The organism is Horticoccus luteus, assembly GCF_019464535.1.
Lineage (GTDB): Bacteria > Verrucomicrobiota > Verrucomicrobiia > Opitutales > Opitutaceae > Horticoccus > Horticoccus luteus.
Map to the genome: position 1 here is coordinate 3,582,164 of NZ_CP080507.1, position 24,853 is coordinate 3,607,016.

Sequence of the window (24,853 nt, forward strand, 5' to 3'; positions counted from 1 at the left end):
ACCGTCTAAAATCCACCTCGACCCCGCGCGGTCGCCGTCAGCGCCTCGCTCCACTGCGCCCGCAGCCGCTCGATCACCGGATGCCGCGCCGACCGCCACTCGCTCCGCCACACCGCGTCGTCCTCCCCGCGCAACTCCGCCACGGGCGTCACGCCGCGCACCGCATTCAAAACCGCCACGGCCTCGGCGCCGGCGAGTTCCGCCACCGTCGCCCGCACCGCCTCGCCCGGCACTCCCTGCTCAAGCGCCCACGCCAGTGCCGTGCCCGCCACCGCGCCGAGCGCCGGATCGGGAAAACACAGCCGGCCATCCCGCACCCACACGATGTTTTGCCGCGTGCCCTCGACCACAAACGCGTGCTCCCGCGCCAGAAACACCCCCTCGTCATGCGGAGTCGCCGCGCGCCGCGCCAACTCCCGCGCGCCCAGCCAGGCATTCGCGTAATTCAAACTCTTCGGCCGCGGCAGCCATTCGCCGTTGTCCCGCCGCAACCGCAGCACGCGCACCGCAATCCCCTCCACCGGTGCCGCCGCAGGCAACGCCCGTAACGTCAGAAACTCCGCCGGCCCGCCGTCCGCCGCCCCCGCCGTGATCGTGTAGCGAAACACCGCATCCACCGCGCCCGCGGCGCGCAGCAGCTCCGCCACCACCTCCGCCAGCCGCTCCTCGTCGGCCGCCAACGCCCGCTGCGGCCACGTCAGACCCGCCGTCGCACACGCCGCGGCGAGTCGCCGTTGATGATAACGCCAATGGTGCGCCCGGCCGCCACTCGTCCGAAACGTTTCGAAAAATCCCGCTCCATACAGCACCCCTTGATCGCTGAGCGGCAACGCCGTCTCGCCCGCCGGACGCAGCTCGCCGTTGACATAGACCAGCGCGGTTGGCGGCGGCGTGGCTTCACCCATAAGATTTCGCCGCCTCCTCGAGTGCGACCCACAAAGCCTGCGCCTTGCGCTGCGCTTCGTCGAGCTCCCGGTCCGCGCGCGAATCCGCCACGATTCCCGCGCCGGATTGCACGTGCGCGACGCCGTGCTGCACGAGCATCGAGCGAATCACGATGTTCATTTCCATCGCCCCGCCGTAGCTGATCCAGCCGAGCGCGCCGGTGTAAAACCCGCGCCCCACCGGCTCCAGTTCTTCAATAATCTCCATCGTGCGCACCTTCGGGCAACCCGTGATCGTGCCGCCCGGAAACATCGAACGCAGCACGTGCGCCCACGTGCGCCCCGCCGCGAGCCGCCCTTCCACCTGCGAGACGATGTGCATCACGTGCGAATAGTGTTCGAGCACCATGAACTCCTTCACCACCACGCTCCCGTAAGCCGCCACCCGGCCGATGTCGTTGCGAATCAGATCCACGAGCATCAAGTGCTCCGCTCGCTCCTTTTCGCTCGCCAGCAGCTCCGCGGAGAAATGCGCATCGGGCCGCACCGCGTCGCCGCGCGGCCGCGTCCCCGCGATCGGCCGCGAACTCACCACGCCGTCCGCCAGCCGCACCAGCAATTCCGGCGAACCGCACACCAACGCGAACTCCGGCAACCGCAGCAGCCCCATGTAGGGCGACGGATTGATCCGCCGCAACGCCGCGTAAATCGCCACCGGCGTCAGATCAGTCGTCCGGCTCGTGCGCCGCGAAAGGTTAACCTGATACGTGTCGCCCGCCGCGATGTAATCATGCACGCGCCGCACCGCTTCCTTCCAAGCGTCCGCCGCAAACGAAGGCGGCGGCGCCGGGCGACGTGGCATCCCTTCGTCCTCCGCACCCGTCCCGAATCCTCCCGCGTGCGCGGCATCGCTGAACGCCGCGTCCTCGTCCCGCCACCGCACCAACGCCGCCCGCGCGCATGCGTCCGCCTGCGCAAAAGCCTCGTCCACGCCCGCGCCCGCCGGCACCTCGCGCCACACCACGATGCCGAGCGTCCGCTCCTGATGATCGTAAACGAACAGCTCGCGCGTCTCGATAAACGCATACAACGGCACGTCGAGATCGCGTCGGGCCTGCTGCGACAGACGCTCCCACGTGCGCACGAGATCGTAACCGCACACGCCGATCAGCCCGCCCGTCATCGCCGGCCAGTCCGCGAGCACCGGCGCGCGCGTTTCGGCGAGCAGCGCCGCCAGCACGTCAAGCGGTGCACCGCGGCGGATTTCGTGTCTTTCCCGACCTTCCCCGTCCCACACCACCGCCGCTTCTTCGCGCCCGGTGATGACGCGCGCCGCCCGGTCGCAAACAAACGTGAAACGCCCCGCCTGCGCGCTCTCGAGCAGCACCGTCGCAGGACCCCGCGTCAGCGCCGCCCACGTGCGCGGCAGCGCCACGTCGCGCCAGACCCGCGCCGCTGGCAAACGCGTGCAGCCTTCGCTCCGCCACCCCCGCCAATCCTCCACGTGAACGTCACGCATGAGTATGGCCGGCAGTCGCCAGCACGCACCGAGTTGTTCGTGGAAGCCGCATCGCCTTCACGTTTTCCTGAAGCACGCGCCAACGTCACGACCATTCGCGCTCCACGCCGTCCCACTGCCGCCCGCCCATCACGCGAATGACCCGGATAAAACCGCCAGCGCAAAACGCCGCCGGATGAAACCTCACGCCTCTCGCATAGCTCTCATTTTTCCACTCCCATATTCGCGTGAATTCGCGTCCTTCGCAGGCGCGCTCATCGTAGTGTCCTCGCGAACCGAGCTTTCGATTCGCCTCCGCAGCAGCCCGCGTTGAAGGTGCGCCGCATGCAAGTCTGGCAAAGCCCCCACGGTCGTCCGCTCCCCGTTCCCGGCGCGCGCACGCTGCTCATGGGCGTGCTCAACGTCACTCCCGATTCGTTCTCCGATGGCGGCCAGTTATCCTCCCTCCACGCCCTCGTCGATCGCGCCGGCGCCATGCTGGCCGCCGGGGCCAACCTGCTCGATCTCGGCGGCGAATCGACCCGCCCCGGCGCCCTCACCATTTCCGCCGCCGAGGAGTGCGATCGCGTGCTTCCCGCCATCGCCGCATTGCGCCGCGCCTGGCCGGCGGTGCCGCTCTCGATCGACACATATAAAGCCGAGGTCGCCGAAGCCGCTCTCGCCGCCGGCGCCGATCTCATCAACGACGTCTGGGGTTTCACGCACGGCCTCGACGCCGCGCAACGCACCGCGTGGCGCGCTTACGCCGAATCATCCGCCCGTCGTGCAACGTCTCCCGCTTTGTCCTCCGCCGCGCCAGCGCCTTCCCCCCTGACGCCGCCGCCTCTCTCCCCGATGGCCGAAGTCGCCGCGCGCCTGCGCGCCCCGGCCATCCTCATGCACAATCGTCCCGACCGCGCTTACGACGATTTCTGGGCCGATCTACTCCTCGACCTTCGCACCAGCCTCGCCCTCGCCCGCGCCGCCGGCGTGCCGGATCGCCAGCTCTGGCTCGACCCCGGCTTCGGCTTCGCCAAAGACGTCGCGCAAAACCTCGCCGTCCTCCGCGATCTGCACCGCATCGTCGCCCTCGGCTTCCCCGTGCTCGTCGGCACTTCGCGCAAATCCACTCTCGGCGCCGTGCTCGGCACCCGCGTCGACGACCGCGTCGAAGCCGGTGGCGCCACCGTCGTCTGGGCGATCCAGCAAGGCGCCGCCATGGTCCGCGTGCACGACGTCCACGAAATGGCTCGCTTTGCGCGCATGGCCGACGCGATTAAATCCGGCTTGGGCTTCACGCCCGTCTGACGCCATGGACAAACTCATCCTCCGCGAACTCCACTTCATCGCCCGCCACGGCGTCCTGCCCATCGAGCACGAAAACAGCCAGCACTTCTCCGCCACGCTGGAACTCGAACTCCCGCTCGCGGCCGCCGGCCAGCACGATCGCCTCGACGAAACCATCGATTACTGCGCCGTGCAGGCGGTCGTGCGCCAGATCATCGAAGGCTCGCATCGCAAACTCATCGAAACCCTCGCCGAAAGTGTCGCCGCCGCGCTGTTGCAGGCGTTTCCATTGCTCGTCGCCGTGACCGTGGAAATCCTCAAGCCGCGCCCGCCCGTCGATTTTCAATTCGCCGGCGTCGCCGTGCGCATCCGTCGCGCCCGCCCGTCCGCCGCGTCGTAAAATGCCTGACCGCCTGCCCCAAGCCCTGATTGGCGCCGGCGCCAATCTTGGCGACCGCGCCGCCACCCTCGCCGCCGCCTTGGAACGCCTGCGCGCCGCGCCCGGCATCGCTGTGCTCGCAGCGTCTTCGATTTACGAAACCGCGCCGGTCGGCCCGGTCGATCAACCGAATTTCCTCAACCTCGTCGCCGGTGTGGAAACCACCCTCACGCCCGAGGCGCTGCTCGCCTTGTTGCTCGACGTGGAACACGCCTTCGGCCGCGTGCGCAGCGAGCGCTGGGGCCCGCGCACGCTCGACCTCGACCTGCTCGCGTTCGAGGGCCAGACGCGCCGCACCGCCGACTTGCAGTTACCGCATCCGCGGATGCTCGAACGCAGCTTCGTCCTCGTGCCGCTCGCCGAACTCCTCGCCCGCCCACGCTTCCAACGCCCGGCCTGGGACGCCTTGCGCGCCTCCGCCGCCGCCTGCCCGCCGGATCCCGGCGTGCGCCGCTTCCGCTAAACTAAACCGCAAGTTTTCGGCGCCCGTTCCCGCCCCCGGCGGAATGCGGGCTTGCGCCTTGCGCCGCGTCATCTCTTTTTGCCCCCAACATGGCAGTGTCCGCGCCACGCCGCACCACCCCTCTGCGCTTCGTCCTGGTCGACGACACCGCGACCTTTCGCGAGCTGCTCAAGGAAGCGCTCCTGCGCCGCTTTCAACCCCTCGAACTGCGCGACTTCGCCAACGGTCGCGAAGCGCTCGACTCCTGCCTCGCCTCGCCGCCCGACCTGCTCATCGCCGATCTTTATCTGCGCGATTTCGACGGCCGCGATATCGTGCGCGAACTGCGCAACCGCCGGCTGGAGACTCGCGTGATTGTGCTCACCGCGCACCCGGAGGCGCAGTTGCCCGCCGAACTGGTGTCGCTCGGCGTCGCCGGTTTCGTCGATAAAAACTCCCCGCTCGACCAGATCGATCGCGCCGTGCAACGCGTGCTCGACGGCGGCATGTTTTTCTCTGCGGCGGTCCCGCCGCCCGTCTCCTTCGCGTCGGCCGGCCCGACCCTCCCTCGCGTGGGCGCGGAAGCCCTCTCGGAACGCGAGCAGGAAGTCGTCCGCCTCGTGGTGCGCGGGCTCGCCTCGAAGGAAGTGGGCGCGCAACTCAATCTCAGCACGCGCACGGTCGAAAAACACCGCGCCCGGATCTTCGCGAAGCTCGGCGTCCACGACGTCCCCACGCTCGTCCGCTGGTGCCTGCGCAACGGTTTGGGCTGAGCCTCCTCGCGCCACCACCGGCGCCCACGCGAGCGCGCCGCGCCGGCAAAAACGGCGTCAAGGCGCCAGCGCCGGGACGGCCCGCCCTCCCCGCGGAGACGAGAGATTATTGGTCAGCACGTAGACCACCATCGCGACGATCATGCAGATCGCCGCGACCCAAAAAAAGGGGTGATGATGAATCGGTTTCCGATGCGGCCGATGCTCGGCGGCGTGCGGACCTCCGTGCTGCTGGTTTTCAGGTTTGTCCATAAAAGGGGCGGGCCGGAGTCATTCGACCACGTGCCCGGGCAAACGTTACCGCCTCTCTTCAATTGAATCGCGATTCCCGCCAGCCGGCCGCAGCTCTCGACATCCATCCGCCTTCGTAACGCGCGACGAAGCCGGCTCTCCCGCGGACGATTTGCCGCAACCCCTTCTCTCTCGTCAGGCCGGCGCGGCACTCTGGACGGGCAGGAGGAATCGGAAGACTGCGCCCTGCCCCGGCTGCGACTCCACCTCCAGCCGGCCGCCTTGCAACGCGAGCAGTTCGTGCGTGATAAAAAGCCCGAGCCCCATCGACGCTTCCTTGCCCGTCGGCCGCGCCGACAACCGCGAGTACGGCGCAAACAGCCGCCCAAAATCCGCCGGCTGCAACCCCGGTCCCGTATCCCGCACTTCGGCGAAAACGTAATTATCCAGCTCGCCCAGCACGACGTCGATGGCGCCCTCCGGCGGCGTAAACTTCAGCGCGTTGCCCACCAGATTGTCGAACACCTGCCGCAACCGGTCCGCGTCGGCGCGCACTTTGGGCAAACCCTTCGGCGCCGCGAACGTCAGCGTCTGCCGCTTCAACGCCGCGATCGGCTGCAAACCCGCCACCGCCTCGCGCGACAATGCGGCCAGATCCAACTCGTCGAGATGCATCTCGAGGTTCCCGTCCTCGATCGCCGCGGCATCGAGAAAATCACGCACGAGGGTCGCCATCCGCGCGGTGTCGGCCTGGATCCCCTGCGCGAGGCGCCGCACGGTTTCTTCGTTGGCCGGCGCACGCCCCAGCAATCCCGCCGTCGCCGTGAGTGCGTTGAGCGGTGTCTTCAGATCGTGCGAGGCGATTTGCAGGAAACGCGTTTTCAACCGCTCCGCATTTTCCGCGTGCTCGCGCGCCTGTTGCGTCGCCGCACGCATGCGACGCTCGGCATGCAGCCGCACCCGCTGCACGACGATCACCGCGCCAAAAATCACCACGCCCAGAATCAGCCCGGCGCCGAGCGCGAGGGTCTGCGAACGCCCCCGGCGCAACTCCGCCGTCTGCACGTCCTGATCGCGGCGGAGCAGGCGGATCTCGAGTTCGCGCTGATCCGCATCAAACTGCGCGCGCAATTCCGCGATGCGTTGCCGGTCCCGCTCGCCGCGCATCGTTTCCGTCGCCTCCGCGAGCTTGCGCTGAAAACCGAGCGCGCCGCGAAAATCCCCCTTCGCCTCGTCGAGCAGCGCGCCTTCCTCATAAATGTTGGCCAGCACTTCCGCGCTGCCGAGCGAGGCGGCGAGACCCAGCGCTTCCTCCAGATGCGCCTGCGCGCCCACCAAATCGCCCGCGCGCCGCAACACCGCCGTGAGCCGGCGATGCGTGTTGGCAATGTAGCGCTTCATCCCGAACCGCTGGTAAACCTCCAGCGCGCGGTCGAGCTGCTGCAACGCGCCGGCCGTGTCGCCCGTCGCATCGGCCACGAGCCCGAGGTTGGTGTAGGAATCGGCGATGGCGCGCGTGAGCCCCAGCGACTCGCGAATCCGCAGCGCCTGCGTATGCAGCTCCTTCGCCCGTGCGTAGTCCTTCTGCTCGAGGTAATGGTTGCCGAGGTTGTTTAACACCATGGCCACCTGCGCCTGATCGCCCGCCTCCTGCGCGAGCTTCAGCGCTTCGTTGAAATGCTCCAGCCCCGCGGCGATCTGGCCGAACCGATGATACGTCAACCCCAGCGCCGCATGCGTCCGGGCGAGGAGTTTCGGATCGTTCAACGTCTTCGCCAGCCGCAGCTCCAGCAAATGGCTTTCGATCGCGCGCGGGTAGTCCGTGAGACTCCACTGGATGCGACCCGTGAGGTAAAGGAACTCCACCTGCATCCGCACGTCGCCGAGTTGTTGCGCGCGCGCCAGCCCCTCGCGCGCCGTCGCCAGCGCGGCCACGTAATCGCCCCGCCGCCGTTGCAAGGCCGCCGTGTGCACCAGCGCACGCATCGACTCCGCGGCCTTGGACGTCGCCTCCGGCAACGCCTCGTCGGCGACCGCATCACCGGAATCGGAGATCGGTTGGGCGTGCACCGCCGCTCCCGCGCCCAACAGGCCGAGCACGAGCACCGCGCGACGCAGCCAGCGCAGGGCCCCCGGGATTGGGTTGATCGCTCGACCCGCCCGAACGTGACGTGAAACCGCCGGCAACATACGCGCGTTCTTGCGAGAACCGCGTGCCATGTGCAAGGCCGCGCGACACCGCGCCGGACTTTCCCGGCCGCGGACCGCGTTCGGCCGCGCTGCCGGCGGGCGCGTAGCAAAGGGCCGCACGGGTCAGAAGCCCGCGGCGGCGTTTGTGCGCCGCGGATCCGCATAGCCGGTCAGCGCGCCGTCGGCGCCCACTTCGATCGCGTTGATCCCGCCGAAATAGCGACCGCGCCCGGCCGCTTCCTTCTTCACGACTTTCCAGCCCAGCGCCTCCAACATCTTCTGCTCTTCGTCGGGAAACGAAGCCTCGACTTCCCAGACATTGTTCGGATCACGCGCCGTCACCGGCGACAGCAGGTGCAGCCGCGTGTCGCCGATCGAGTCCGCGAGAGGCCGGTGAAACGCAAAATAATCGAGCAAGGTCTGCAGCATCGCGGTCGGGATGCGTTGCGCCCCGGGCAGGCCGATCGCCAGCAACGGCCGGCCGCCGCGCACGACGATCGTCGGCGCCGTCGTGCTGCGCGGCCGCTTCCCCGGCGCAGCGATGTTGACCGAGCCCGCGTTGACGACGGCGAAATTGCTCAACGAATCATTCATCACGACACCCGTGCCCGGCGCCATGACGCCCGCGCCGAAATGCAGGCTCTGCGATTGCGTCACGCTCACGACATTGCCCGCGCCATCCACGATCACGAAGTGCGTTGTCGAAGCATGCACGTCTTCGAAATCCGGTTCGCTCCACACCGGCGTCCGCGCGTCCTTTTCACGGACTTGGGCCACGCCCACACCTGCCCGCTGGCGCACTTCCGCGATGAAATCGGCGGCGAACAAATGCGTGACCGCGTCATCGGCGGAGGCGACGTCCGCCACCGTGCTCTGCACGACCGGCGCGACTTGCTGCCACACCCGTCCCACCTGATCGAGATTCGCCGCCGTGCGCAACGCCCCCGGCGCCCATCGCGCCGTTTCCAGCGCTTTCAAAATCGCCAGATACTGAGCCGGCCCGGTCGACGGCGGACAGCCGGCCAGGAAAGTGCAGCCGAAAATTTCGGTCATCACCGGTGCCCGCACGCGCGCCTCGTAATGCGCCAGATCGTCGAGCGTGAGCCAGCCCCCGCCGCGTTGCGCGGCAGCGACCATCGCCTCCGCCACCGGCCCGCGGTAAAATCCCGCCGCGCCCTTTTCGGCGAGCAACTCCATCGTGTGCGCGAGATCCGGATTCGGCAGCCGCGCGCCCACCGCGGGCACCCGCCCTTGCGGTAGAAAAATCCGCGTCAACTCGGGGTCGCCGCGCAAAACTTTTTCGCGTTCGAGAAACAGGTCGCGGGATTTGGGCAGCACCTCGAAGCCGCGGCGCGCCAGCTCGATCGCCGGCCGCACATCCTCCGCCCACGGCCGCACGCCCCACCGCCGGTGCGCCGTCTCCAGCGCCGCCGCCAGCCCAGGCGTCGCCACCGAGGTCCAGCCGTAGTGCCGCCGGTTCGACGACAGGTGGCGGAATTTTTCCGTGGGCAACGTGCGACTCGCCTCGTCCATCCCATCGATGGCGAAGCTGCGGCCCTCCGCATCGCGGTATACCATCATGATTTTCCCGCCCAGGCCCGACGCGTAGGGTTCGGCGACGCCGAGCGCGAGCGAAACGGCCACCGCGGCATCGATCGCGTTGCCGCCCGCGCGCAACACGTCCACCCCCGCCGCCGCCGCCTCCGGATGACCCGCGACGACCATGCCATGGGTCGCCGTCACCGGCGTCACCTGCACCGGCACGCCGGCCAGCGCGATGCCCGTGCAGAGCGTCGCCAGCCACGCACCGAAGAATCGTCGTGCGGCGGAGGGCCCGCCTCGCCGCGCGGCCGTCACAAACCGCGCGTGCGTTTGACAGCGCGCGGGCAGCCGGGCCCGACCGCTACGCTTGTCCATTTGATCAACCAATGTGCAGCAACGCGTTTGCATGGCAAGCAGCGCCAACCCGCGTTAAAGCTGCTTCGAGAGCTGCAGATAATACTGCCGGCCGCGCGGACTGCCGGCGCTCGTGCGATAGCCCCGGGTCTCGTCCGCGAACGGCGGATCGATCCCGAAAACATTGTTCACACCCACCCGCACGCTCACGTCGCGCAGCGCCGGCGCCGCTTTGCGCCGGGAGAACTTGTAGTTCACGTAAGCGTTGTGGCTGATCCAGTCGCCCACGCGGTAGCCGATGCGCGTCGAGCCCGTTGAGTCCATGTAGGGCCGGAGGTAATCCGGATAATTAAGCGCCTGCAGCACGGCCTGCGTAGTGGCGGAGCTGGCAAGTCCGATGTTCGCCGAGGTGTCGATGGAGCCCATCACGTAGTTGGTGAACCAGCCCGCGCCCCACTGCTTCCAGCGCCAGATGAGGCTGGCGTTGGCCTTCCACCGCGTGATGCCGTCGAGGCCGAGGCGGTCACGCATGATGCCGCCTTCCGAGGCGAGCATTTGATCGTATTGGTTCATCCACGCGCCTTCGCCGCGCAGCGTGAACTGGCCGATGGGCAGCCGCGGCAAGCGGTATTGCAGCGAGAAATCGATGCCGCCGACGTTGCGCGCGTCGAGGTTGAGATAGTCGTCGATGATCGTCGCGATCTTGCCGACAGGCGCGCGCTGGTCGCTCGGCGCGTGCGTGGCGTTGTAATTCGCAAACGCGGTCAGATCGGCGCCAGTGATCGGTGCCCGATGGATGCGCGGATTGCCGAGGTAGTGCGTGCCGTCCTGCACCACCACGTCGCTGATGGTTTTGCCGGCGGCGAGTTGCGCCTGCGTGGCGGCGTCGAGCATGTCGCTGTCGATCTGCATCTGCAGCGTCGCGCCGAGATTCGCGATGACGTTGCGCTGCTTCATGCTCCAGTAATCGGCGGAAACGGTGAGGCCCTTCACCTTCGGCACCTCGACCACGAGGCCGATCGCCACCGTGTCGGCCTCCTCGGGCTTCAGCGCGGCGTTGCCCTGGCGAGTCACCTTTCGCGTGCGCGAGCCGTCCGAACCGAGGGCCGTGACGTCGACGCGGTAGTAGTCGGTGATGCTGGAGACGAGGCGCTGGAGCGGCGTGTTGTCGACCTGCACCAGATTCGGCGCGCGAAACGATTCGCTGTAGGAACCACGCAGCAGGATCCAACTGTTCGGCCGGTAACCGACGCTGTATTTCGGCTTAAACGTGTCGCCAAAATCGCTGAACCGTTCGTAGCGCCCCGCGAGGGAGAATTCGAGGGCGCGAATCCCCGGCACGTGATCCTTCGCCCGCACGATGGGCACCAGCACTTCCGTGAAACCGGCAAACGCATCGCGGCTCGTGCTGAGATTCACATTGGGGCTGAGCCCCACGAAGTCGTTCTCGCCTTCGATCAAATACGGATTCGACGACGAGCTGCCGGCCGGATTGAGCCCGGCATACGGCGGCCGCCAGTCTTCATAGGTCTCACGGCGCAGCTCCACGCCGGCGGCGGCGCTCACCTGTCGGCCCCACGCCTCGAATAACGGCCCGTTGACCTTCGCATCCCAGCTCGCCAGCGACGTGCGCGCGAGGCGCACGAAATCATCGTAAAGCGGGTTCACGACCGAAGCATCGTTGTGATACACCTGATCGACGCGAATGGTGCCGCCGACGTTCTTGAACGTGACGCCAAAGGGGTTGAACGCCGTCGCATCGGTGCGCGCGAGGGCTTCGCGCAGCCTGCTGTCGCGAATGTCGTAGTGCTCGACGTCCTCGGTGCGTCCCCACCCGTAAAGCAGCGCACTCTCCCATTCCCAGTCGCCGAAAATCCGGCCGCGGAAACCCGCGACGGCGCGGCCGACGCGCGAGTTGACCTCGATCGCCCGCCGCCGGAAATCGCGCGGTTGCACGCCCGTGCCCGGCGCGAAGAGCACCGCCGCCGGCGTGCCGACGATGCGCGGCGTGCCATCGGCGTTCGGCGCGCCCGCGGGATCGTAAAAACGCGTGCCGAACGGATTGTAGGGATTCGTCGCCGGCACGTAAATGTCGGTCGCGCCCGTGGAATCCACACTTACCGGATCGCGGTAGAGCCACGAGTCGGCGTGGTAGTAAAAAAGTTCGCCAAACGCCTTGATGTCGCCCGTCACATCGTGATCGAGGGTGACCGCGAACTGAAACCGCCGCGTCTCCGGCACCAGCTGCCGGTCCTGATTCACGTTGTAGTAGTAGTTGTGCGCGTAGTTCTCGATGCTGTGCGTCGGTTGCGATGACGTGGTGCCGATCGTGCCGTCCGCCAGCGGGAGCAGGTAAAACTGGCCGGGGGACGCGGCGGTGTTCGAGGCGGTGGTCAGCGCGGTGGTGTTCGAAGTCGTCGCGATGCCGCGATTGCTGTCCGGCCGGGAACCCACGAACACCTGTTCACCCGTCACCGGATCGGCCTGAAATTTTCCGCGGATAAAGTTACCGTAGATGCTCGAGCTCGAGGCGGTGTTGTCGAAATTGTTGTTCCGGTAGCTGGTGGCGTCCGGCAGTGTGATCGGGACGCCGTTGAAGGGCGCCGGTTGACGATCACGGTTGTCGGAGTTCGCGGAAAAAGTGCGGTCGCTCGACATGATCGCGTCGCGATGCAGGTAATCGAAAGACACACGGATCTTGCCGCGGTCGTCCTTGAACATGCGGCCGTCGGAAATCGTGAACCGACGCTCCGCGCCGCCGCCATCCTGCGTGACCGAGCCCTGCACCTTGAGCTTGGTGCCATCCGCATCGGTGTTGAGGATCGCATTGACCACACCGGCGGTGGCATCCGCCCCGTAAATGGCGGAAGCGCCGTCGCGCAGGATTTCGATGCGCTTGATCGCGGCCGAGGGCAGGCTGTTGATGTTGACGGCGAGCGACGGCACGCCGCTCTCCGCCTGGCTCACCGGGTGCGGCACCATGCGCCGGCCGTTGACGAGCACGAGGGTGTTGGCCGAGCCGAGGCTGCGCAGACTGATCGAGGCCACGTCGCCGCGTGCGGAGGCACCCAAGGTGGACTCCTCGTTGATCGGCATCTCGCCCGCTTGGGGAAGATATTCAAAGAATTCCGCCGGCGTCGCCGCCGCACGGACATCGATATCCTCCGTATCAAAGGTGCTCACGGGCAGCATCTTCTCTTCGTCCACGCGCTTGATGTTGGAACCGGTGACAACAAACGCCTCCAGCTTTTGGGGCTCACCGGCCGCCGTCGGCGCGTCATGCTGTTCTTTCGCGGTCGTAGTCGGCGCCGCGGCCTCGTCCGCCGCAGGGGGAGTTTGCGCGAGTAACGCCAGTGGCAGCACCGCGGCGGCGAGGCAGGTGCGGAAGGCGAAACGGCCGGTCTGACCGGCGGAAAGTCCGTGGAGTATCATAGATTCGAAGATCGGCGCGACCGCTCGCCCTTCCCGCGCCGCGAAACATCAAAAGACACTCGCGACATGATAAATTGGGTGAGGCTGGAACAGGGAGCGAAACCGCGCCTGTTATAGAGAGTCGCCTCTCCGGCAACAAGGGGGTGAATCTACGTAAGCGCAGGGGCGGCCAGTGGGCGCCGCCCCTTGGGCCGCGTGGCCGACGCTGTCTCGCCACGCGGTTTTCGCCTGCACCTGCCGCCTTGCTGGCACCGGACCTCACGAGGTCTTTCCCGTGCAAATGTGTTGACTTGGAGGGAGCGTTGGAAAGTTTTTCACGTTCCATTTTTGGCTTCCTAGCTCAATGGTAGAGCAGTTGACTCTTAATCAATTGGTTCGGGGTTCGAGTCCCCGGGGAGCCACCAACGTTTTTTCCCAGTCGCCTTATTCACGCGTCAGATGGCGTGCGCCTCGCCGGCGTAGCTCAATGGCAGAGCACCTGTTTTGTAAACAGGCGGTTGCAGGTTCGACTCCCGTCGCCGGCTCCAGCTTCCGCCATCCGTCTCGCCGCTTGGCTTCGTCAAACTTTCTCACTGCCCGATGGTGTAATGGTAGCACAAACGACTCTGACTCGTTTTGTCTAGGTTCGAGTCCTAGTCGGGCAGCCAGCAAGACGGGGAAAGTTGGGAACGAAGTTGACAGGCCACCACCGCGAAGACCTAGTGCTCCTCCCTCGTCTCTCCCCTTGATCCCTCCGAGCCTTCCTTGCCGCGCCGTCGGCACCCCTCGCTTGTGTTACCCGCCCTCGCGGTAGCGTATTGCCGGAGCATCGCGCCCTTTTACGGACCACTTGCCCTCTCTCTTTCTCTCTGAAACACCAGAATCCCTTGGCTGAACTTTCTTAATCGTAACCAAAATCTCCTATGACTACGCTCTCCCTCCCGATTGGATTTCTTCTCGGCGACCAGACTCCGATGGAGTTGTTTCACAATGGCGGCCCGATCATGTGGCCGATTCTGCTGGTCTCGTTTGTCATGATCACCGTGGTGATCGAGCGCATCCTGTTCATGATCCGGGAAAATGCCAGCCGTGAGCCCGAGGTCGTCCAAAAGATGCTCGAACACGTCGAGAATCGCGACGTCGAAGGCGCACTCGCCATCGGCCGCAAGAGCAAGGATTTCATCGCTCGCATCCTGGTTTACTCGCTCAGCCACCGTGAGCACTCCCTCTCCAACGCCTTCATCCGCGCGTCCTCTCAGGAGCTCAACCGTTACAGCCAAGGTTTGGCCACGCTCGATACGGTCATCACCGCTGCCCCGCTCCTCGGTTTGCTCGGCACCGTCACCGGCATGATGCGTACCTTCGGCAGCATGACCGGCGATCTCTCCAGCGCCGCCGGCCAGATCACCGGTGGTGTCGCCGAAGCGCTCATCGCGACGGCCTGCGGTCTTACGATCGCCATCCTCGCCCTCTTCCCTTACAACATCATGAACTCCCAGATCGAGAACGCGAAGCACAACATCGCTGACGCTTCGAACGCCTTGGAGATTCTGCTCAAGAAGTCGGAAACCGAAGTCCGCTGAATTTTCGTCTAAGGACGAAGCAGCGTAATCGTTAGCCCTCAGACTCCTTCTCACCATGTCAGGCTCCTCCGGTGGCGGCAAAAAAAGCGCACGCATTGAGATCATTCCGCTCATTGACGTTATCTTCTTCCTGCTGGCTACATTCGTTTTGTTCACGCTGTCACTGAACAAATCGGAGGGCCTGCCCGTTTCCCTCCCCGGCTCAGAAACCGGGGAAGCGCGCGATCCCACGGGTTCCCACACGATTACCATCACCCAGGAAGGCACTCTCGCGTGGGACAAGGATCCGGTGACGCTGGATGAATTTCAGGCCCGCCTTGCTCAATACAAGACCGACCTGCATCCGAAGATTTTGATTAACGGCGACGAAAACGCCATGTTCAGCCAAGCGATCTACGTCTTCGACGAGGTGCGCAAAGCCGGTATCAGCAAGGTGCTCGTCGAGACGAAGGTGCGTCCTCCGAGTTCCTGAGCCCCCGGTAGATCAACCCTTTAATCACTTCCCATCATGGCAGAAGGCGGCAGCGTTAAACTCGACGAAGGCAAGAAGAAGGCACGCATTGAGATCATCCCTCTCATCGACGTCATCTTCTTCCTTCTCGCCACCTTTGTATTGTTCACGCTCTCGCTCGCGAAGATTCAATCCGTGCCGATCAATCTCCCCGTCGCCAGCAATGACCGGACGCCCAACAAAGACGACGAACCGGTCCGTCTCCAGATTTCCGATCAAGGCACCTGCTATTGGAACCGCGAGCTCATCAACCTCAGTGAAATCGAGCCCCGCCTGACCCAATACATGAGCCAGAACGCCAATCCCCGCGTGCTCATCGCTGGCGATGACAAGGCGAAATTCGGCCCCACGGTCCAAGTCCTCGACGAAGTGCGCAAAGCTGGCATCCAGCAAGTTTCCGTCGAGACGCGCGTCTCCAGCACCGGCCATTAATCCTCGTATCTCCACCATGCGCCGCGATCTCATAATCGGTGTTATCCTTTCCCTCGCCATTCACGGCGGCGTGGCCTGGCTTCCTCAATTGTTCAAAGGCGGCACCAAAGCCCCGCCGCCGAAGGAAGAAGTCACCACCATCGAGCTGATGAAAATGCCGCCGCTCGAACCGGAGGAACCCGAGGAAATTCCCAACGATGAGCCCCAGACGCCCATCGAATTTGCGCCGCCCATGCAAGCCGACGTGCCGCAAATCGTCCCGGTCGACGCCTTCGTTCAACAAATCCAACCGCCCCCACCGGAAGGGCTGAAGCCGAATACCGGCGTCATCACCATTCCCCAAGGCCGCCCCGGTGGCTTCGGCAAGGGTATTGAGATTTTCGACGTTTCCAAACTCGACAAATCGCCGGTTCCCAAGGTCCGCGTCGCTCCCAACTATCCGTTCGAAATGAAACGCTCGGGAATTACGGGCGAAGTGGTCGTGGACTTTATCGTCGACACGCATGGCGACGTGCAAAACGCCTTCGCCGTTCGCTCCACCCAACGGGAATTCGAGCAACCGGCCGTCCAAGCGGTCTCAAAGTGGAAATTCACCCCGGGCCGCAAAAACGGCCGCGCGGTGTACTCCCACCTTCAGGTTCCCATCGAGTTCAAATTAGACGACTAATTCTCCCGTGATCGAACATCTTACTCGTCCCGCCGCCCGGTGGTTAAGGGGTGCGCTACTCCTCTCCACTCTCGCCGCTCTCTCTGCCCCTCTGCTCGCGCAGGAAAAGGAGCGAGAAGTCCCTCAGTTGACGGAACGCACCTCCTCGGAGCTCTCCAAGCTGCAGGGTCTCGTCGATGCGAAGAACTGGGACGGCGCGTTCGCCATCCTTAACGCGCTGCGTTCAACCGTCCCGCCGGATAGTTACGACTACGCGCTGGTCTCCGACATCATCGGCAAAATTTATCTCCAAAAGGGCGATTACGACAAGGCCTTGGAGCCCATCGAAACCGCCGTAAAGTTGGCCGATGCCAAGCACTACTTCGACCAGCAGTCTCAACTCGCCAACATCTACTTCCTCGTCCAGCTCTACTACCAAGCCGCGGTCGCTCCTCACGTCTCCCACGAAGAGCAGGAAAAGGATTTCGAACAATCCCTGAAGTATTTGAAACGCTGGCTGGAAGCGACGCCCAAGAAAACCGACGACGCCATCGGGCTCTACGCGAATATCCTCTACAACCGCGCGGTCGCCGACCCCCAGCACGTCGACAAGAAGATGCTCGACGAGGCCAAAGCCCAATGCCTGGAAGGTCTGCGTCTCTCCCCGCGCCCCAAGGATTCCTTCTACATCCTTTTGCTCGCCTGTCTGCAGCAGGAGCAAGATTTCGCCGCCTCCGCTGACATCCTTGAGATTCTGGTGAAGCGCGTGCCGACCAACAAAACCTACTGGCAACAATTGGCGACCACGTATCTCAACATGGCGGGCGACAAGAATCCCGAGCGGGCTCTTGAGTTCAACGTCCGTGCGATCAACACGATCGAGCGGGCTCAGGCCCTCGGCATCATGGATACGCCGAAGGATAACTACAACCTGATCAGCATCTACTTCAATATTGGCCAATACGGCAAAGCCACCGATCTCCTCGCGAAAGGTCTGCGCGACGGCTCCGTCGACAATGAGCAAAAGAACTGGGAGCTTCTCGCGTATTCCTACCAGCAGCTCAATCGGGAGACCGCGGCCATTGACACGTTGAAAGAAGCATCGCGCCGCTTCCCCAAGGCCGGCCAGATCGACTTCCAAATCGCCCAAATCTATTACGGCTTGGACAAGACAGAAGACGCGTACCACTACCTCGTCGAAGCGACCAAGAAGGGCAATCTCGAGAAGCCGGCCGCTGTCTATGGCTTCATGGCTTATCTCGCGTTCGACGCCAAAAAGTATGACGAAGCGCTGGCCGCCGCCGACAAAGCCCTCTCCCTGCCTGACTCCAAGACAGACAAGCAACTTCCGCAACTCCGCCAAGCCATCCAGCAGGTCCTTCACGACCGCGAAGCCAGCAAGGCCGCCGAGACTGAATCGGCCAAAGCTCCCTAATTTACTTACGCCCAATGAAGAAAGTCTATTTCATCTTCCCGACGCTCCTGCTGATCGTCTTCATCGCGCTCTATTGGAATTTTAATTCCAAGCACGCTGCCGTGGAGGCGCACAAGGCACAAGTCATCCGCCAAGCGAAGGAGGACAAGCTGCGCAAGGAAGCCGCCGATCGCGAGCAAGCCATCAAGGAAGCCGTCGCCGCCAGCGACCGCCGCAAGGCCGAGAAAGCAGCGAAGGAAGCAAAGGACAAAGCCGACAAGGACGCGCGCGAACTCGCCCTCCAGGCTCGCGACAAAGCTTTCGCCGAGCGCCGTAAATTCTCCGATCAGGTAGCGAAACTCAAAAGCGATATTGAGACGGAGAAGCGGGCGATCGAAAAGATCCAGGACGACAAGAAGGACGCCGTCACTGAGGAGAATTTCCTGCGCGACTACGTGAAGAAAGCGGAAGTCCAAGTGAAGGAGTATCGCGCTGTCCTCGACAAAATCGCCGCCGCCGACGCTGCCGCCGAAGCTGCCGCGCGCGCCGCCGCCCGTGCCCAGAAGGAAAAATCCTAACCCGCATCTTCCATGAAAAAGTGGTTCTACCTCATCGCCCCGGCCTGCATGCTGGTGGTCTTTATTTTCCTCTACCTCGGCTCGACCAAAAAAATTGCCGAACGCGATCGCCAGATCGCTGAAAAGGCTCACGCGGCCAAAGTCGCGGAAGACCAACGCAAGGCCGAGATCGAAGAGAAGGCTCGTTTGGACGCTAAACGTCACGCCGAGGAGCGCGCGGCCGAAGAAGCCAAGAAGGAAAAAGAGCGCGCCGAAAAATGGGCCGCGGTCGGCAAGGATATCCAAGACCAAACCGACGGCTACAATAAGGAAGCCGAAAATCTCTCCAAGACGGTGGCCGAATTGCAACAGCAGCTCGTGCAGCTTCGGAAAAGCAAGGAAGCGGCCAACCTTGAATACTTGGCCGCCATCAAGCAGGTGGAACTCGCCCGCGTCGACAAGCGCACGGCAGAACTCGATATTCAGCGCATGACCGACATGATTGCCAAGCGCGCCGAACAGAGCGCCATGGCCAAGCCGCCCGCGCCTCCTGCACCGGCGAAGTCCTGATCCGTTTCAAACCCCGCTGCCCAGCGGGGTTTTTTTTTGGCCTTTTACTCAGGCCGAGCGGAGGCGGCCTATGCATCCGTCGGGGCAAACTCGCGGGCTTCGTGCACCATCGCCGCAAGCGCCGTCTCGATGCGCGCATACCAGCCCGCTGCAACCGCCGCAGAAGCCGCCGCCCCCAAGCAAGCCCGCTCCAGGCAATCCGTGGTGACTACGGGGACGCGCAACGCGTTCGCCGTGATTTGCAGCAGGAGCGGGCTGCGTGCGCCACCGCCTGTTGCAACCACCCGCCGCACCTTCTCGCGAACGACAGTTCGCACGAGTTCGGCATGACGGTTTGCGATCGCCTCCGCCATGCCACGCAGCGCCGACGCATGCGGCCGGAGGTTTGCCCCCAAAATCACTCCGCTGTCGTCCTGCGCCGCGAGCAACGTTGCCAACGGCACCTCCGGGCAGTGCTGCTGTTGATACGCTTCCAACGGCCCCGCTCCGTCCGGATCAAAGGCCAGCCGGTAGAACCGGTCACCCGTGCCCGGTCCGCAATAGCATCCCGGCAGCGGCTCGACTCGATCGACCATGGTTAACGCGGCGAGGACCGTCCCGGTCGAAATGCTCACGTCGGCCACCACCTCGATACCTGAGCCCAACGCCGCCATGTAGTGATCCAGCGCACCGACCGCGAAGGGAAGACCAGCCCGCAACCCGACAAGCTCTTGTGCGGCGCTCCGCGTGACGAGGCCACCCGTGCCCGGAGCCAACGGCTGCGATAACACCTTCTCCTCAACCTCGAATGCCGCCAGCGCTTCCGGCCACCACCTTTTCGTTCCGAGATCATACAATCCCAGCAATGCCGCCGTGCTGCTGTCACCGACGCGTTCTCCGGTGAGCGCGCAGGTCAGATAATCGGAAATCGTCATCGCCCGCACCACGCGGCCCCACGTGGCTGGATGGTGCGTTTTCATCCAGCGCCATTTCGCGACCGCCATCTGCGCGTTGACGCCCGCCCATCCGATACGGCGGCGAAACTCCTCTGTCTGGCCGAACGCCGCCGCGTTTTCTGCCAATGGATCCCCCCGCGTGTCCGTCCAGAATATCAGCGGCGTCAGCGGCCGTTCTTGCGCGTCGAGAAGCACGAAAGTGTTCGCCTGCGACGAATACGAGACGCCTGCGATTTCGGCCGCCTCCGCGCCGGCCATCGCCAATGCTTCCCCCAGCGCCTTGCGCAACAATGCCCAGAATTCCTCCACCGGCAGTTCGCTCCAACCAGGCGCCGGTGCGCGTTTATCCACTCGCACCCGACCGAGCCCACGCATCGCCCCATCAGCCTCAAACAGCCCCACCTTGAAATACGAGGTGCCGAGATCGAGGCCTAGCAACAGCGGCATGGGGGCACCTTTTCAGCTCAATCGCGCCACCAACGCGGCTGTCGCCTCGACGAAACGCGCCCCATTCGAAGCCGCGAACACCGCGTTGAGTGATTCGTAATAGCCCTTCGCCACGGCTTCATCCGTCACGATATAGCCCTGCAACTCACCATTGGCGATCGTCACGAGAAACGTGTCGGCGGAGCGCGCTTTCACCGCGAGACCAAACTCCACGAAGAACTCGCCGGGCCACGCCACGTAGGTCCACCCATCCAGCCGGACCGCCTGGATTTCCGCCGGCGTGCAGGCCGCAATCGCCCCGGCCAGCTGGCCGTTCTCCGCCGCCAGCGCCAGTTCGGCCGTCTCTTCCGCCCCAAACACGTCGCATTCCGCCGTGCGCACGCTCTGCCGCGAGGCGCCTTCCTGTTGCAACCGCCGATAGCGCGCACGCACCCGTTCGACATTTTCTCGCGCCGCCGCGACTGACGGAAAAGTTCGCGCGATGAGGTCCACGTGTGCTCGCGCATACCGCACGGACGCCAACGGCGCAAACTCCACCCCCTGCACTGCCGCCGCCACGCTTCGTCCCAGATTCTCGCCGAGTCGCTGCGCCTCCGCAAAGGTGTTGGCCTTCGTCATGTGGCGGGGACTCTGGTTGCCCGAGGCGCCATTGTGAAACAGCACCACGCAACGCTTCCCGAACACGTCCTCCTGCAGGAAGCGCCGGGTGAAAAACGGGAAATCTGCGCTAAAGAGCGTCGAGTCCTCGTGCAAGACCGTGGGATGCATTCCGTAAACCAACATGCACGCGAGCACCTCTTTCGTCTGCGCATCCCGCGCGATCAAGATCGGGACATCGGGATCCGTCGGACCTGCGGGATCGTGGCGGTTTGAGCCCACGCCCTCGGCTTGAGCCCGCGCGCGCCCCACTTCCGCCGGAACTGCGATCGACACCGCACGACACGCCGCATCCACGAGCCGGTCACCCAACCACGACAGGTAAGCTTGGTCAGCCTTCGGGACCACCGGATCGGCGGCATTGCCCACCTGATCTGCTGTCAACGGCCCGGAGTGCGTGTGCGTAGCAGAAATAAGTATCGCCCCTTCCTCCACGCCCGTCGCCGCACTGATCCGCCGCCGCACGTCTTCCACCAGCGGACGCGGCACGAAAATGAGATCCGTGGCCAGGAACAACGCCGCCCGCCCGTCCGCCTGCAGAAACAACGCAGCGCATTCCAGCGGATCATGCACCCCCGTGCTCATCCGCGGCACATGCGGATAGCCGAAGAGAAACACCGGCTCGCGCGGTGTGATATCGATCGTGACGGCGCCGGCAAACGATCCGGGCGTGGAACGCGTTAAGGTCATGAGTCAAGGGCCGGGACTGAGGGCGCGACCAGCGTGAGCGCAGACCCTGTCATGTAAATGTTGTTTTTTGTTCATATCTAACAAAACTTGACATTTTGTAACACGACCCCGAACTCTCGCCTCCGCGTGAAGAACCTCCCCTCCGCTGCCCGCCAAGCACAGATCCGCGCCCGCTTTGCCGTGCAGCCTGGCATTTCGATTTCAGAACTGGCGCAGACCTTCGACGTGAGTGAGATGACCATCCGTCGCGACCTCGCGGCGCTGGAGGAGAAGTCCCACATTCAACGCACCCACGGCGGGGCGATGCTCACCGAGCGCATGATGCTCGAGTTCGACTACCGCGACCGCCGCGCCCACAACCGCGCAGCCAAACGCGCCATTGCCGCCGAAGCCCGCAAACTCGTGCGCCCCGGCCAGCGCCTGCTTCTCGACACCGGCACCACCACGCTGGAACTCGCCACGCTGCTCAAGGACGGCGAAGACCTCACGGTCATTACTCCCAGCCTCGCCGTTGCCTCCGAACTGCAACATTCTCCCGGCGTCTCGGTGATCCTTCTCGGCGGCATCATCCGCCGCAGCAGCCCCGACCTCACTGGCCCCGTCACCGAGCACAGCCTCGAGCTCTTCGCTGCCGACATCGCTTTTCAAGGCGCCGACGCCATCGGCCCCGATGGTTCGATTTACAACTCCGATGTCCGCCTCGCCAAGGTCGACCGCCTCATGCGCCGCCTGGCCGACCGCAGTTGCCTCCTTTCCGACCACTCCAAAATCGGTTCCACCGCCCTGGCGCGCAACGGCTCGCTCGCTGACGTGGACATTTTCATCACCGACACCGGCGCCCCGGCCCCAGCCTTGAAGCGCTTTTCTTCGTTAGGCGTTAAGATCGTAACCGTATCCCCCGTCCGCTGACCACATGAGCTCTGTTGCCCTCGACCCCTGCCCCGCCCTCGAAGATGGCCGGGACTATTTCGCCCCGCATCGTCCCCTTACCGTGCTCGGACCCAGCCGCTCCGACAACGCGAGCCCGAGTAACATCACGCGTTTCACGCCCGCTCGCGAAACACGGTTTCCGAGCACCGCCTCGCGCGCACCGGACCACGCCTTCTGGGCTGCCCCGGCTCACTCCGCCGCCTCCCTTCAATTCCTCGGGTGGGGCCTGCGCAATTTCTCCGAACACGCCCCCGCCGTCCGCCAGTCGGATGAATGGGTTTACGCCGTCATCGAATCAGGGGCGCCCACGCTCGTCATGAAGGGCCGCTCCGAACAGATCAGCGCGCCCGCTCTCGTCTTGATCGGTCCCGGCCGCCCCTTCACTTGGCGCGACGATCCGGCGCAAACCACCAAGATGCTCGAATGGCGCTGGCGCCGCCCGATTCATCCCGCGATCGCCCAAGCGCAAGCCGACGCCGTCAAACATTTCACCCTGGCCCCGTCCGAACTGGCGGAATTGCGCCAACTGCACGCCTTCACGCGCGCCGAAGTGCACCGCGGCGACTCATGCTCCGACACCGCGCTGATGGGCCTGCATGCGCTGCTCGAAGCCTTGGTCGTGCGCATCAGCGAGTGCAGCGCCTGCGATCCCCGCAAGGAGATCGTGGCCCGCGCCGTGCGCTGGATCGAAGCCCATCTCGCCACCCGCCAACCCCTCGCCCGGCTCGCTGATTTTCTCGGTGTTTCTCCGGCGACCGTGCGCCGCCTCTTCCGCGAGCAATTCGGCTCTACGGTCATGAAGACGATCGCCGAACTGCGCCGTCGCGAAGCCGAGCGGATGCTCGCGGGCAAGGAAGTCACCGTGAAAGAGGTCGCCTACCACCTCGGCTACCGCCACCCGCATGACTTCAGCCGCGCGTTCCGTAAATACACGGGCAAACTACCCTCCCGTCTCGATGCCGCCTGCGCGACCTCGACCGGTGCTTAACTTTTTAACATCCAGAATCGCTGAGTAATGAAACCCACTGCGGATACCCTTCCTTCCACGTTAGACTGGGCACGCGTCGACCTCGACCGTGTGCCGCACCTGCCCGTGCCGCCGCCCGGACCGCTCTCCAAATCCTATCACGAGCGCTGCACTAAATATTTCAAAGGGCTCAGTGGCCAAGTGAAGCTCTTCCCCGTCGCCTTCGAACGCGGGCAAGGCTGCGTGCTCGAGGATGTCGACGGCAACCGCTATATCGATTTTTCCTCCGGCATCTACGTCACCACCCTCGGCCACTGTCATCCCAAGATCACGGAGGCGATCTCGGCCGCGGCTTCGCAGCTCATGAACGCCCACGATTTCACCACGCCGATCAAGATGCGGCTGATGGAGAAACTCGCCGAGGTGCTCCCCGGTGATCTCAACGGTTTTCAACTCTACGACTGCGGCACCGCCGCCGTGGAGGCCGGCATTCGCGTCCTGCGCGCCGCCACCGGCAAACACGAAACCGTGAGTTGCTTCGGCGACTTCCACGGCAAGACCTACGGCGCCGTTTCCCTCGGCCAAATCCGCTCTCATGTTTACGGCGCAGTCCGCGCGCCCGGTGCCCACATGGTCCCGCGCCCCGATCCCTATCGGCCGATCTGGACGAAAACCGATGGCACCATCGATACCGATCAATATATCGCGTTCTACGATCAGTATCTCGAGCGCGCCACCGTCGGCTCCGTCGCCGGTCTGGTGCTCGAACCCATCCAGGGCTGGGGCGGCTCGATCATTCCTCCCGACGACTTTTTTCCGAAGATCCGGAAGTTTTGCGACGATCGCAAAATCCTCCTCATGGCCGACGAGGTGCTCACCAGTTGGGGCCGCACCGGCAAATGGCTTTGCCTGGAGCACTGGGGCGTCATTCCCGACGTCGTCACCCTCGGCAAAGGCTTTGGCAACGGCTTTCCCGTCACCTGCGTGGCGGTCCGCGAATGCTATAAAGAGAGCTTCGAGACCATCTCCGCCTCGAGCAGCTACGGTGGCAATCCCATGGCGTGCGCCGCGGCCCTCGCCGCCACCGAGGTCATCGAAGACGAAGGCCTCCTCGCCCACGCGGAGCACCTCGGTGCGGTCGCTTTGCGGCGCATGCAACGTATGCAGGCGGAGCACAAAATCATCGGCGATGTCCGCGCCAAGGGCTGCCTCATGGGCATTGAACTCGTCAAGGATCGGGCCGCGAAAACGCCGTTCGATCGCGCCGGCACGATGGTTTACCAAAAAGCCTTCCGCAAAGGCCTCGCGTGGATCCCGGCCGGCCACATTCTGCGCATGAGCCCGCCGATCGTTATGGATGAGGACACTCTCCTCAAAGGCCTCGACATGATCGACGAAGCCATCGGCGAAACAGCCCGCGAACTCGGGTTCGCCTGACGCTCGTTCTCCCCGCCGTTTTGCTC

General features: G+C 64.5%; 22 protein-coding genes and 3 tRNA genes. 17 read left to right on the plus strand and 8 right to left on the minus strand.

Features of this window, described 5'->3' with window-relative positions; translation table 11 throughout:
• Nucleotides 1-5 precede the first annotated feature (5 nt).
• Together K0B96_RS14565 and K0B96_RS14570 are read right to left on the minus strand one after the other, a co-directional pair.
• On the minus strand, nucleotides 6-905 hold the full coding sequence (locus tag K0B96_RS14565; RefSeq protein WP_220161612.1) for an aminotransferase class IV: 900 nt from the start codon (nucleotides 903-905) through the stop codon (nucleotides 6-8).
• The gene (locus K0B96_RS14570; RefSeq protein WP_220161613.1) at nucleotides 898-2,403 is read right to left on the minus strand and encodes an anthranilate synthase component I family protein; all 1,506 of its coding nucleotides are present in this window, start codon (nucleotides 2,401-2,403) and stop codon (nucleotides 898-900) included. The genes K0B96_RS14565 and K0B96_RS14570 overlap by 8 nt, the downstream gene beginning before the upstream one ends.
• Nucleotides 2,404-2,727: 324 nt before the next feature.
• Here K0B96_RS14570 and K0B96_RS14575 point away from each other — a divergent pair, with 324 nt between their 5' ends.
• The 4 genes from K0B96_RS14575 to K0B96_RS14590 all read left to right on the plus strand — a co-directional run bounded on the left by K0B96_RS14575 (nucleotide 2,728) and on the right by K0B96_RS14590 (nucleotide 5,323).
• A complete protein-coding gene (locus K0B96_RS14575; RefSeq protein ID WP_220161614.1) occupies nucleotides 2,728-3,690 on the plus strand; it encodes a dihydropteroate synthase in 963 nt (320 codons plus the stop codon).
• 4 nt (nucleotides 3,691-3,694) lie between these two features.
• Nucleotides 3,695-4,069 carry a dihydroneopterin aldolase gene (gene folB, locus K0B96_RS14580; RefSeq protein ID WP_220161615.1) on the plus strand — a complete coding sequence of 125 codons (375 nt, stop codon included), beginning with the start codon at nucleotides 3,695-3,697 and terminating at the stop codon, nucleotides 4,067-4,069.
• Nucleotide 4,070: 1 nt separating this feature from the next.
• Nucleotides 4,071-4,571, plus strand: coding sequence for a 2-amino-4-hydroxy-6-hydroxymethyldihydropteridine diphosphokinase (folK, locus tag K0B96_RS14585; RefSeq protein WP_220161616.1), 501 nt, complete (start codon nucleotides 4,071-4,073; stop codon nucleotides 4,569-4,571).
• A gap of 89 nt (nucleotides 4,572-4,660) precedes the next feature.
• Entirely contained in the window at nucleotides 4,661-5,323 is a 663-nt protein-coding gene (locus K0B96_RS14590; protein WP_220161617.1) for a response regulator transcription factor, read from the plus strand.
• A 57-nt stretch (nucleotides 5,324-5,380) separates the two neighbouring features.
• Here K0B96_RS14590 and K0B96_RS14595 read toward each other — a convergent pair whose 3' ends face one another.
• From K0B96_RS14595 to K0B96_RS14610, 4 genes are all read right to left on the minus strand, one after another.
• A complete protein-coding gene (locus K0B96_RS14595; protein WP_220161618.1) occupies nucleotides 5,381-5,575 on the minus strand; it encodes a hypothetical protein in 195 nt (64 codons plus the stop codon).
• 174 nt (nucleotides 5,576-5,749) lie between these two features.
• Entirely contained in the window at nucleotides 5,750-7,744 is a 1,995-nt protein-coding gene (locus K0B96_RS14600; RefSeq protein ID WP_220161619.1) for an ATP-binding protein, read from the minus strand.
• Nucleotides 7,745-7,867: 123 nt separating this feature from the next.
• Complete coding sequence (locus tag K0B96_RS14605; RefSeq protein ID WP_220161620.1) at nucleotides 7,868-9,661, minus strand: gamma-glutamyltransferase family protein; 1,794 nt, start codon at nucleotides 9,659-9,661, stop codon at nucleotides 7,868-7,870.
• A 54-nt stretch (nucleotides 9,662-9,715) separates the two neighbouring features.
• Entirely contained in the window at nucleotides 9,716-13,072 is a 3,357-nt protein-coding gene (locus K0B96_RS14610) for a TonB-dependent receptor domain-containing protein (protein WP_220161621.1), read from the minus strand.
• A gap of 329 nt (nucleotides 13,073-13,401) precedes the next feature.
• On the opposite strand from K0B96_RS14610, the gene K0B96_RS14615 reads away from it, so the two are divergent.
• The 10 genes from K0B96_RS14615 to K0B96_RS14660 all read left to right on the plus strand — a co-directional run bounded on the left by K0B96_RS14615 (nucleotide 13,402) and on the right by K0B96_RS14660 (nucleotide 18,764).
• Nucleotides 13,402-13,476, plus strand: a tRNA-Lys gene (locus K0B96_RS14615).
• A 48-nt stretch (nucleotides 13,477-13,524) separates the two neighbouring features.
• Nucleotides 13,525-13,599 (plus strand) — tRNA-Thr (locus K0B96_RS14620).
• 46 nt (nucleotides 13,600-13,645) lie between these two features.
• A tRNA-Gln gene (locus K0B96_RS14625) sits at nucleotides 13,646-13,719 on the plus strand.
• A 255-nt stretch (nucleotides 13,720-13,974) separates the two neighbouring features.
• Nucleotides 13,975-14,634 (plus strand): MotA/TolQ/ExbB proton channel family protein, encoded by a 660-nt coding sequence (locus K0B96_RS14630; RefSeq protein WP_220161622.1) that lies wholly within the window; start codon nucleotides 13,975-13,977, stop codon nucleotides 14,632-14,634.
• A 55-nt stretch (nucleotides 14,635-14,689) separates the two neighbouring features.
• Nucleotides 14,690-15,106 carry an ExbD/TolR family protein gene (locus K0B96_RS14635; protein WP_220161623.1) on the plus strand — a complete coding sequence of 139 codons (417 nt, stop codon included), beginning with the start codon at nucleotides 14,690-14,692 and terminating at the stop codon, nucleotides 15,104-15,106.
• Between the two features lie 36 nt (nucleotides 15,107-15,142).
• Nucleotides 15,143-15,577 (plus strand): ExbD/TolR family protein, encoded by a 435-nt coding sequence (locus tag K0B96_RS14640; RefSeq protein ID WP_220161624.1) that lies wholly within the window; start codon nucleotides 15,143-15,145, stop codon nucleotides 15,575-15,577.
• A gap of 16 nt (nucleotides 15,578-15,593) precedes the next feature.
• Nucleotides 15,594-16,244 (plus strand): energy transducer TonB, encoded by a 651-nt coding sequence (locus tag K0B96_RS14645; RefSeq protein WP_220161625.1) that lies wholly within the window; start codon nucleotides 15,594-15,596, stop codon nucleotides 16,242-16,244.
• Nucleotides 16,245-16,251: 7 nt separating this feature from the next.
• Nucleotides 16,252-17,658, plus strand: a complete 1,407-nt coding sequence (locus K0B96_RS14650; protein ID WP_220161626.1) for a tetratricopeptide repeat protein — start codon at nucleotides 16,252-16,254, stop codon at nucleotides 17,656-17,658.
• A 14-nt stretch (nucleotides 17,659-17,672) separates the two neighbouring features.
• Nucleotides 17,673-18,215, plus strand: a complete 543-nt coding sequence (locus tag K0B96_RS14655) for a hypothetical protein (RefSeq protein WP_220161627.1) — start codon at nucleotides 17,673-17,675, stop codon at nucleotides 18,213-18,215.
• A gap of 12 nt (nucleotides 18,216-18,227) precedes the next feature.
• Nucleotides 18,228-18,764 carry a hypothetical protein gene (locus tag K0B96_RS14660; protein ID WP_220161628.1) on the plus strand — a complete coding sequence of 179 codons (537 nt, stop codon included), beginning with the start codon at nucleotides 18,228-18,230 and terminating at the stop codon, nucleotides 18,762-18,764.
• 68 nt (nucleotides 18,765-18,832) lie between these two features.
• Here K0B96_RS14660 and K0B96_RS14665 read toward each other — a convergent pair whose 3' ends face one another.
• Complete coding sequence (locus K0B96_RS14665; protein ID WP_220161629.1) at nucleotides 18,833-20,146, minus strand: FGGY-family carbohydrate kinase; 1,314 nt, start codon at nucleotides 20,144-20,146, stop codon at nucleotides 18,833-18,835.
• Nucleotides 20,147-20,158: 12 nt separating this feature from the next.
• Nucleotides 20,159-21,493 (minus strand): hypothetical protein, encoded by a 1,335-nt coding sequence (locus K0B96_RS14670; protein WP_220161630.1) that lies wholly within the window; start codon nucleotides 21,491-21,493, stop codon nucleotides 20,159-20,161.
• Nucleotides 21,494-21,619: 126 nt separating this feature from the next.
• Between K0B96_RS14670 and K0B96_RS14675 the strand changes: the two genes are divergently transcribed.
• The 3 genes from K0B96_RS14675 to K0B96_RS14685 are packed head-to-tail and all read left to right on the plus strand — an operon-like array spanning nucleotide 21,620 to nucleotide 24,827.
• Nucleotides 21,620-22,402 (plus strand): DeoR/GlpR family DNA-binding transcription regulator, encoded by a 783-nt coding sequence (locus K0B96_RS14675; protein WP_220161631.1) that lies wholly within the window; start codon nucleotides 21,620-21,622, stop codon nucleotides 22,400-22,402.
• A gap of 4 nt (nucleotides 22,403-22,406) precedes the next feature.
• Nucleotides 22,407-23,411 carry a helix-turn-helix transcriptional regulator gene (locus K0B96_RS14680; RefSeq protein WP_220161632.1) on the plus strand — a complete coding sequence of 335 codons (1,005 nt, stop codon included), beginning with the start codon at nucleotides 22,407-22,409 and terminating at the stop codon, nucleotides 23,409-23,411.
• 27 nt (nucleotides 23,412-23,438) lie between these two features.
• Nucleotides 23,439-24,827: an aspartate aminotransferase family protein gene (locus tag K0B96_RS14685; protein WP_220161633.1), complete on the plus strand. Its 1,389-nt coding sequence runs from the start codon at nucleotides 23,439-23,441 to the stop codon at nucleotides 24,825-24,827.
• Nucleotides 24,828-24,853: the final 26 nt, after the last annotated feature.

Excerpts from the sequence above, each read along its gene's own strand:
- K0B96_RS14565 (WP_220161612.1), bottom strand. The coding sequence starts at position 905 with ATGGGTGAAGCCACGCCGCCGCCAACCGCGCTGGTCTATGTCAACGGC.
- K0B96_RS14570 (WP_220161613.1), bottom strand. The coding sequence starts at position 2,403 with ATGCGTGACGTTCACGTGGAGGATTGGCGGGGGTGGCGGAGCGAAGGC.
- K0B96_RS14575 (WP_220161614.1), top strand. The coding sequence starts at position 2,728 with ATGCAAGTCTGGCAAAGCCCCCACGGTCGTCCGCTCCCCGTTCCCGGC.
- folB (WP_220161615.1), top strand. The coding sequence starts at position 3,695 with ATGGACAAACTCATCCTCCGCGAACTCCACTTCATCGCCCGCCACGGC.
- folK (WP_220161616.1), top strand. The coding sequence starts at position 4,071 with ATGCCTGACCGCCTGCCCCAAGCCCTGATTGGCGCCGGCGCCAATCTT.
- K0B96_RS14590 (WP_220161617.1), top strand. The coding sequence starts at position 4,661 with ATGGCAGTGTCCGCGCCACGCCGCACCACCCCTCTGCGCTTCGTCCTG.
- K0B96_RS14595 (WP_220161618.1), bottom strand. The coding sequence starts at position 5,575 with ATGGACAAACCTGAAAACCAGCAGCACGGAGGTCCGCACGCCGCCGAG.
- K0B96_RS14600 (WP_220161619.1), bottom strand. The coding sequence starts at position 7,744 with ATGTTGCCGGCGGTTTCACGTCACGTTCGGGCGGGTCGAGCGATCAAC.
- K0B96_RS14605 (WP_220161620.1), bottom strand. The coding sequence starts at position 9,661 with ATGGACAAGCGTAGCGGTCGGGCCCGGCTGCCCGCGCGCTGTCAAACG.
- K0B96_RS14610 (WP_220161621.1), bottom strand. The coding sequence starts at position 13,072 with ATGATACTCCACGGACTTTCCGCCGGTCAGACCGGCCGTTTCGCCTTC.
- K0B96_RS14630 (WP_220161622.1), top strand. The coding sequence starts at position 13,975 with ATGACTACGCTCTCCCTCCCGATTGGATTTCTTCTCGGCGACCAGACT.
- K0B96_RS14635 (WP_220161623.1), top strand. The coding sequence starts at position 14,690 with ATGTCAGGCTCCTCCGGTGGCGGCAAAAAAAGCGCACGCATTGAGATC.
- K0B96_RS14640 (WP_220161624.1), top strand. The coding sequence starts at position 15,143 with ATGGCAGAAGGCGGCAGCGTTAAACTCGACGAAGGCAAGAAGAAGGCA.
- K0B96_RS14645 (WP_220161625.1), top strand. The coding sequence starts at position 15,594 with ATGCGCCGCGATCTCATAATCGGTGTTATCCTTTCCCTCGCCATTCAC.
- K0B96_RS14655 (WP_220161627.1), top strand. The coding sequence starts at position 17,673 with ATGAAGAAAGTCTATTTCATCTTCCCGACGCTCCTGCTGATCGTCTTC.
- K0B96_RS14660 (WP_220161628.1), top strand. The coding sequence starts at position 18,228 with ATGAAAAAGTGGTTCTACCTCATCGCCCCGGCCTGCATGCTGGTGGTC.
- K0B96_RS14665 (WP_220161629.1), bottom strand. The coding sequence starts at position 20,146 with ATGCCGCTGTTGCTAGGCCTCGATCTCGGCACCTCGTATTTCAAGGTG.
- K0B96_RS14670 (WP_220161630.1), bottom strand. The coding sequence starts at position 21,493 with ATGACCTTAACGCGTTCCACGCCCGGATCGTTTGCCGGCGCCGTCACG.
- K0B96_RS14680 (WP_220161632.1), top strand. The coding sequence starts at position 22,407 with ATGAGCTCTGTTGCCCTCGACCCCTGCCCCGCCCTCGAAGATGGCCGG.
- K0B96_RS14685 (WP_220161633.1), top strand. The coding sequence starts at position 23,439 with ATGAAACCCACTGCGGATACCCTTCCTTCCACGTTAGACTGGGCACGC.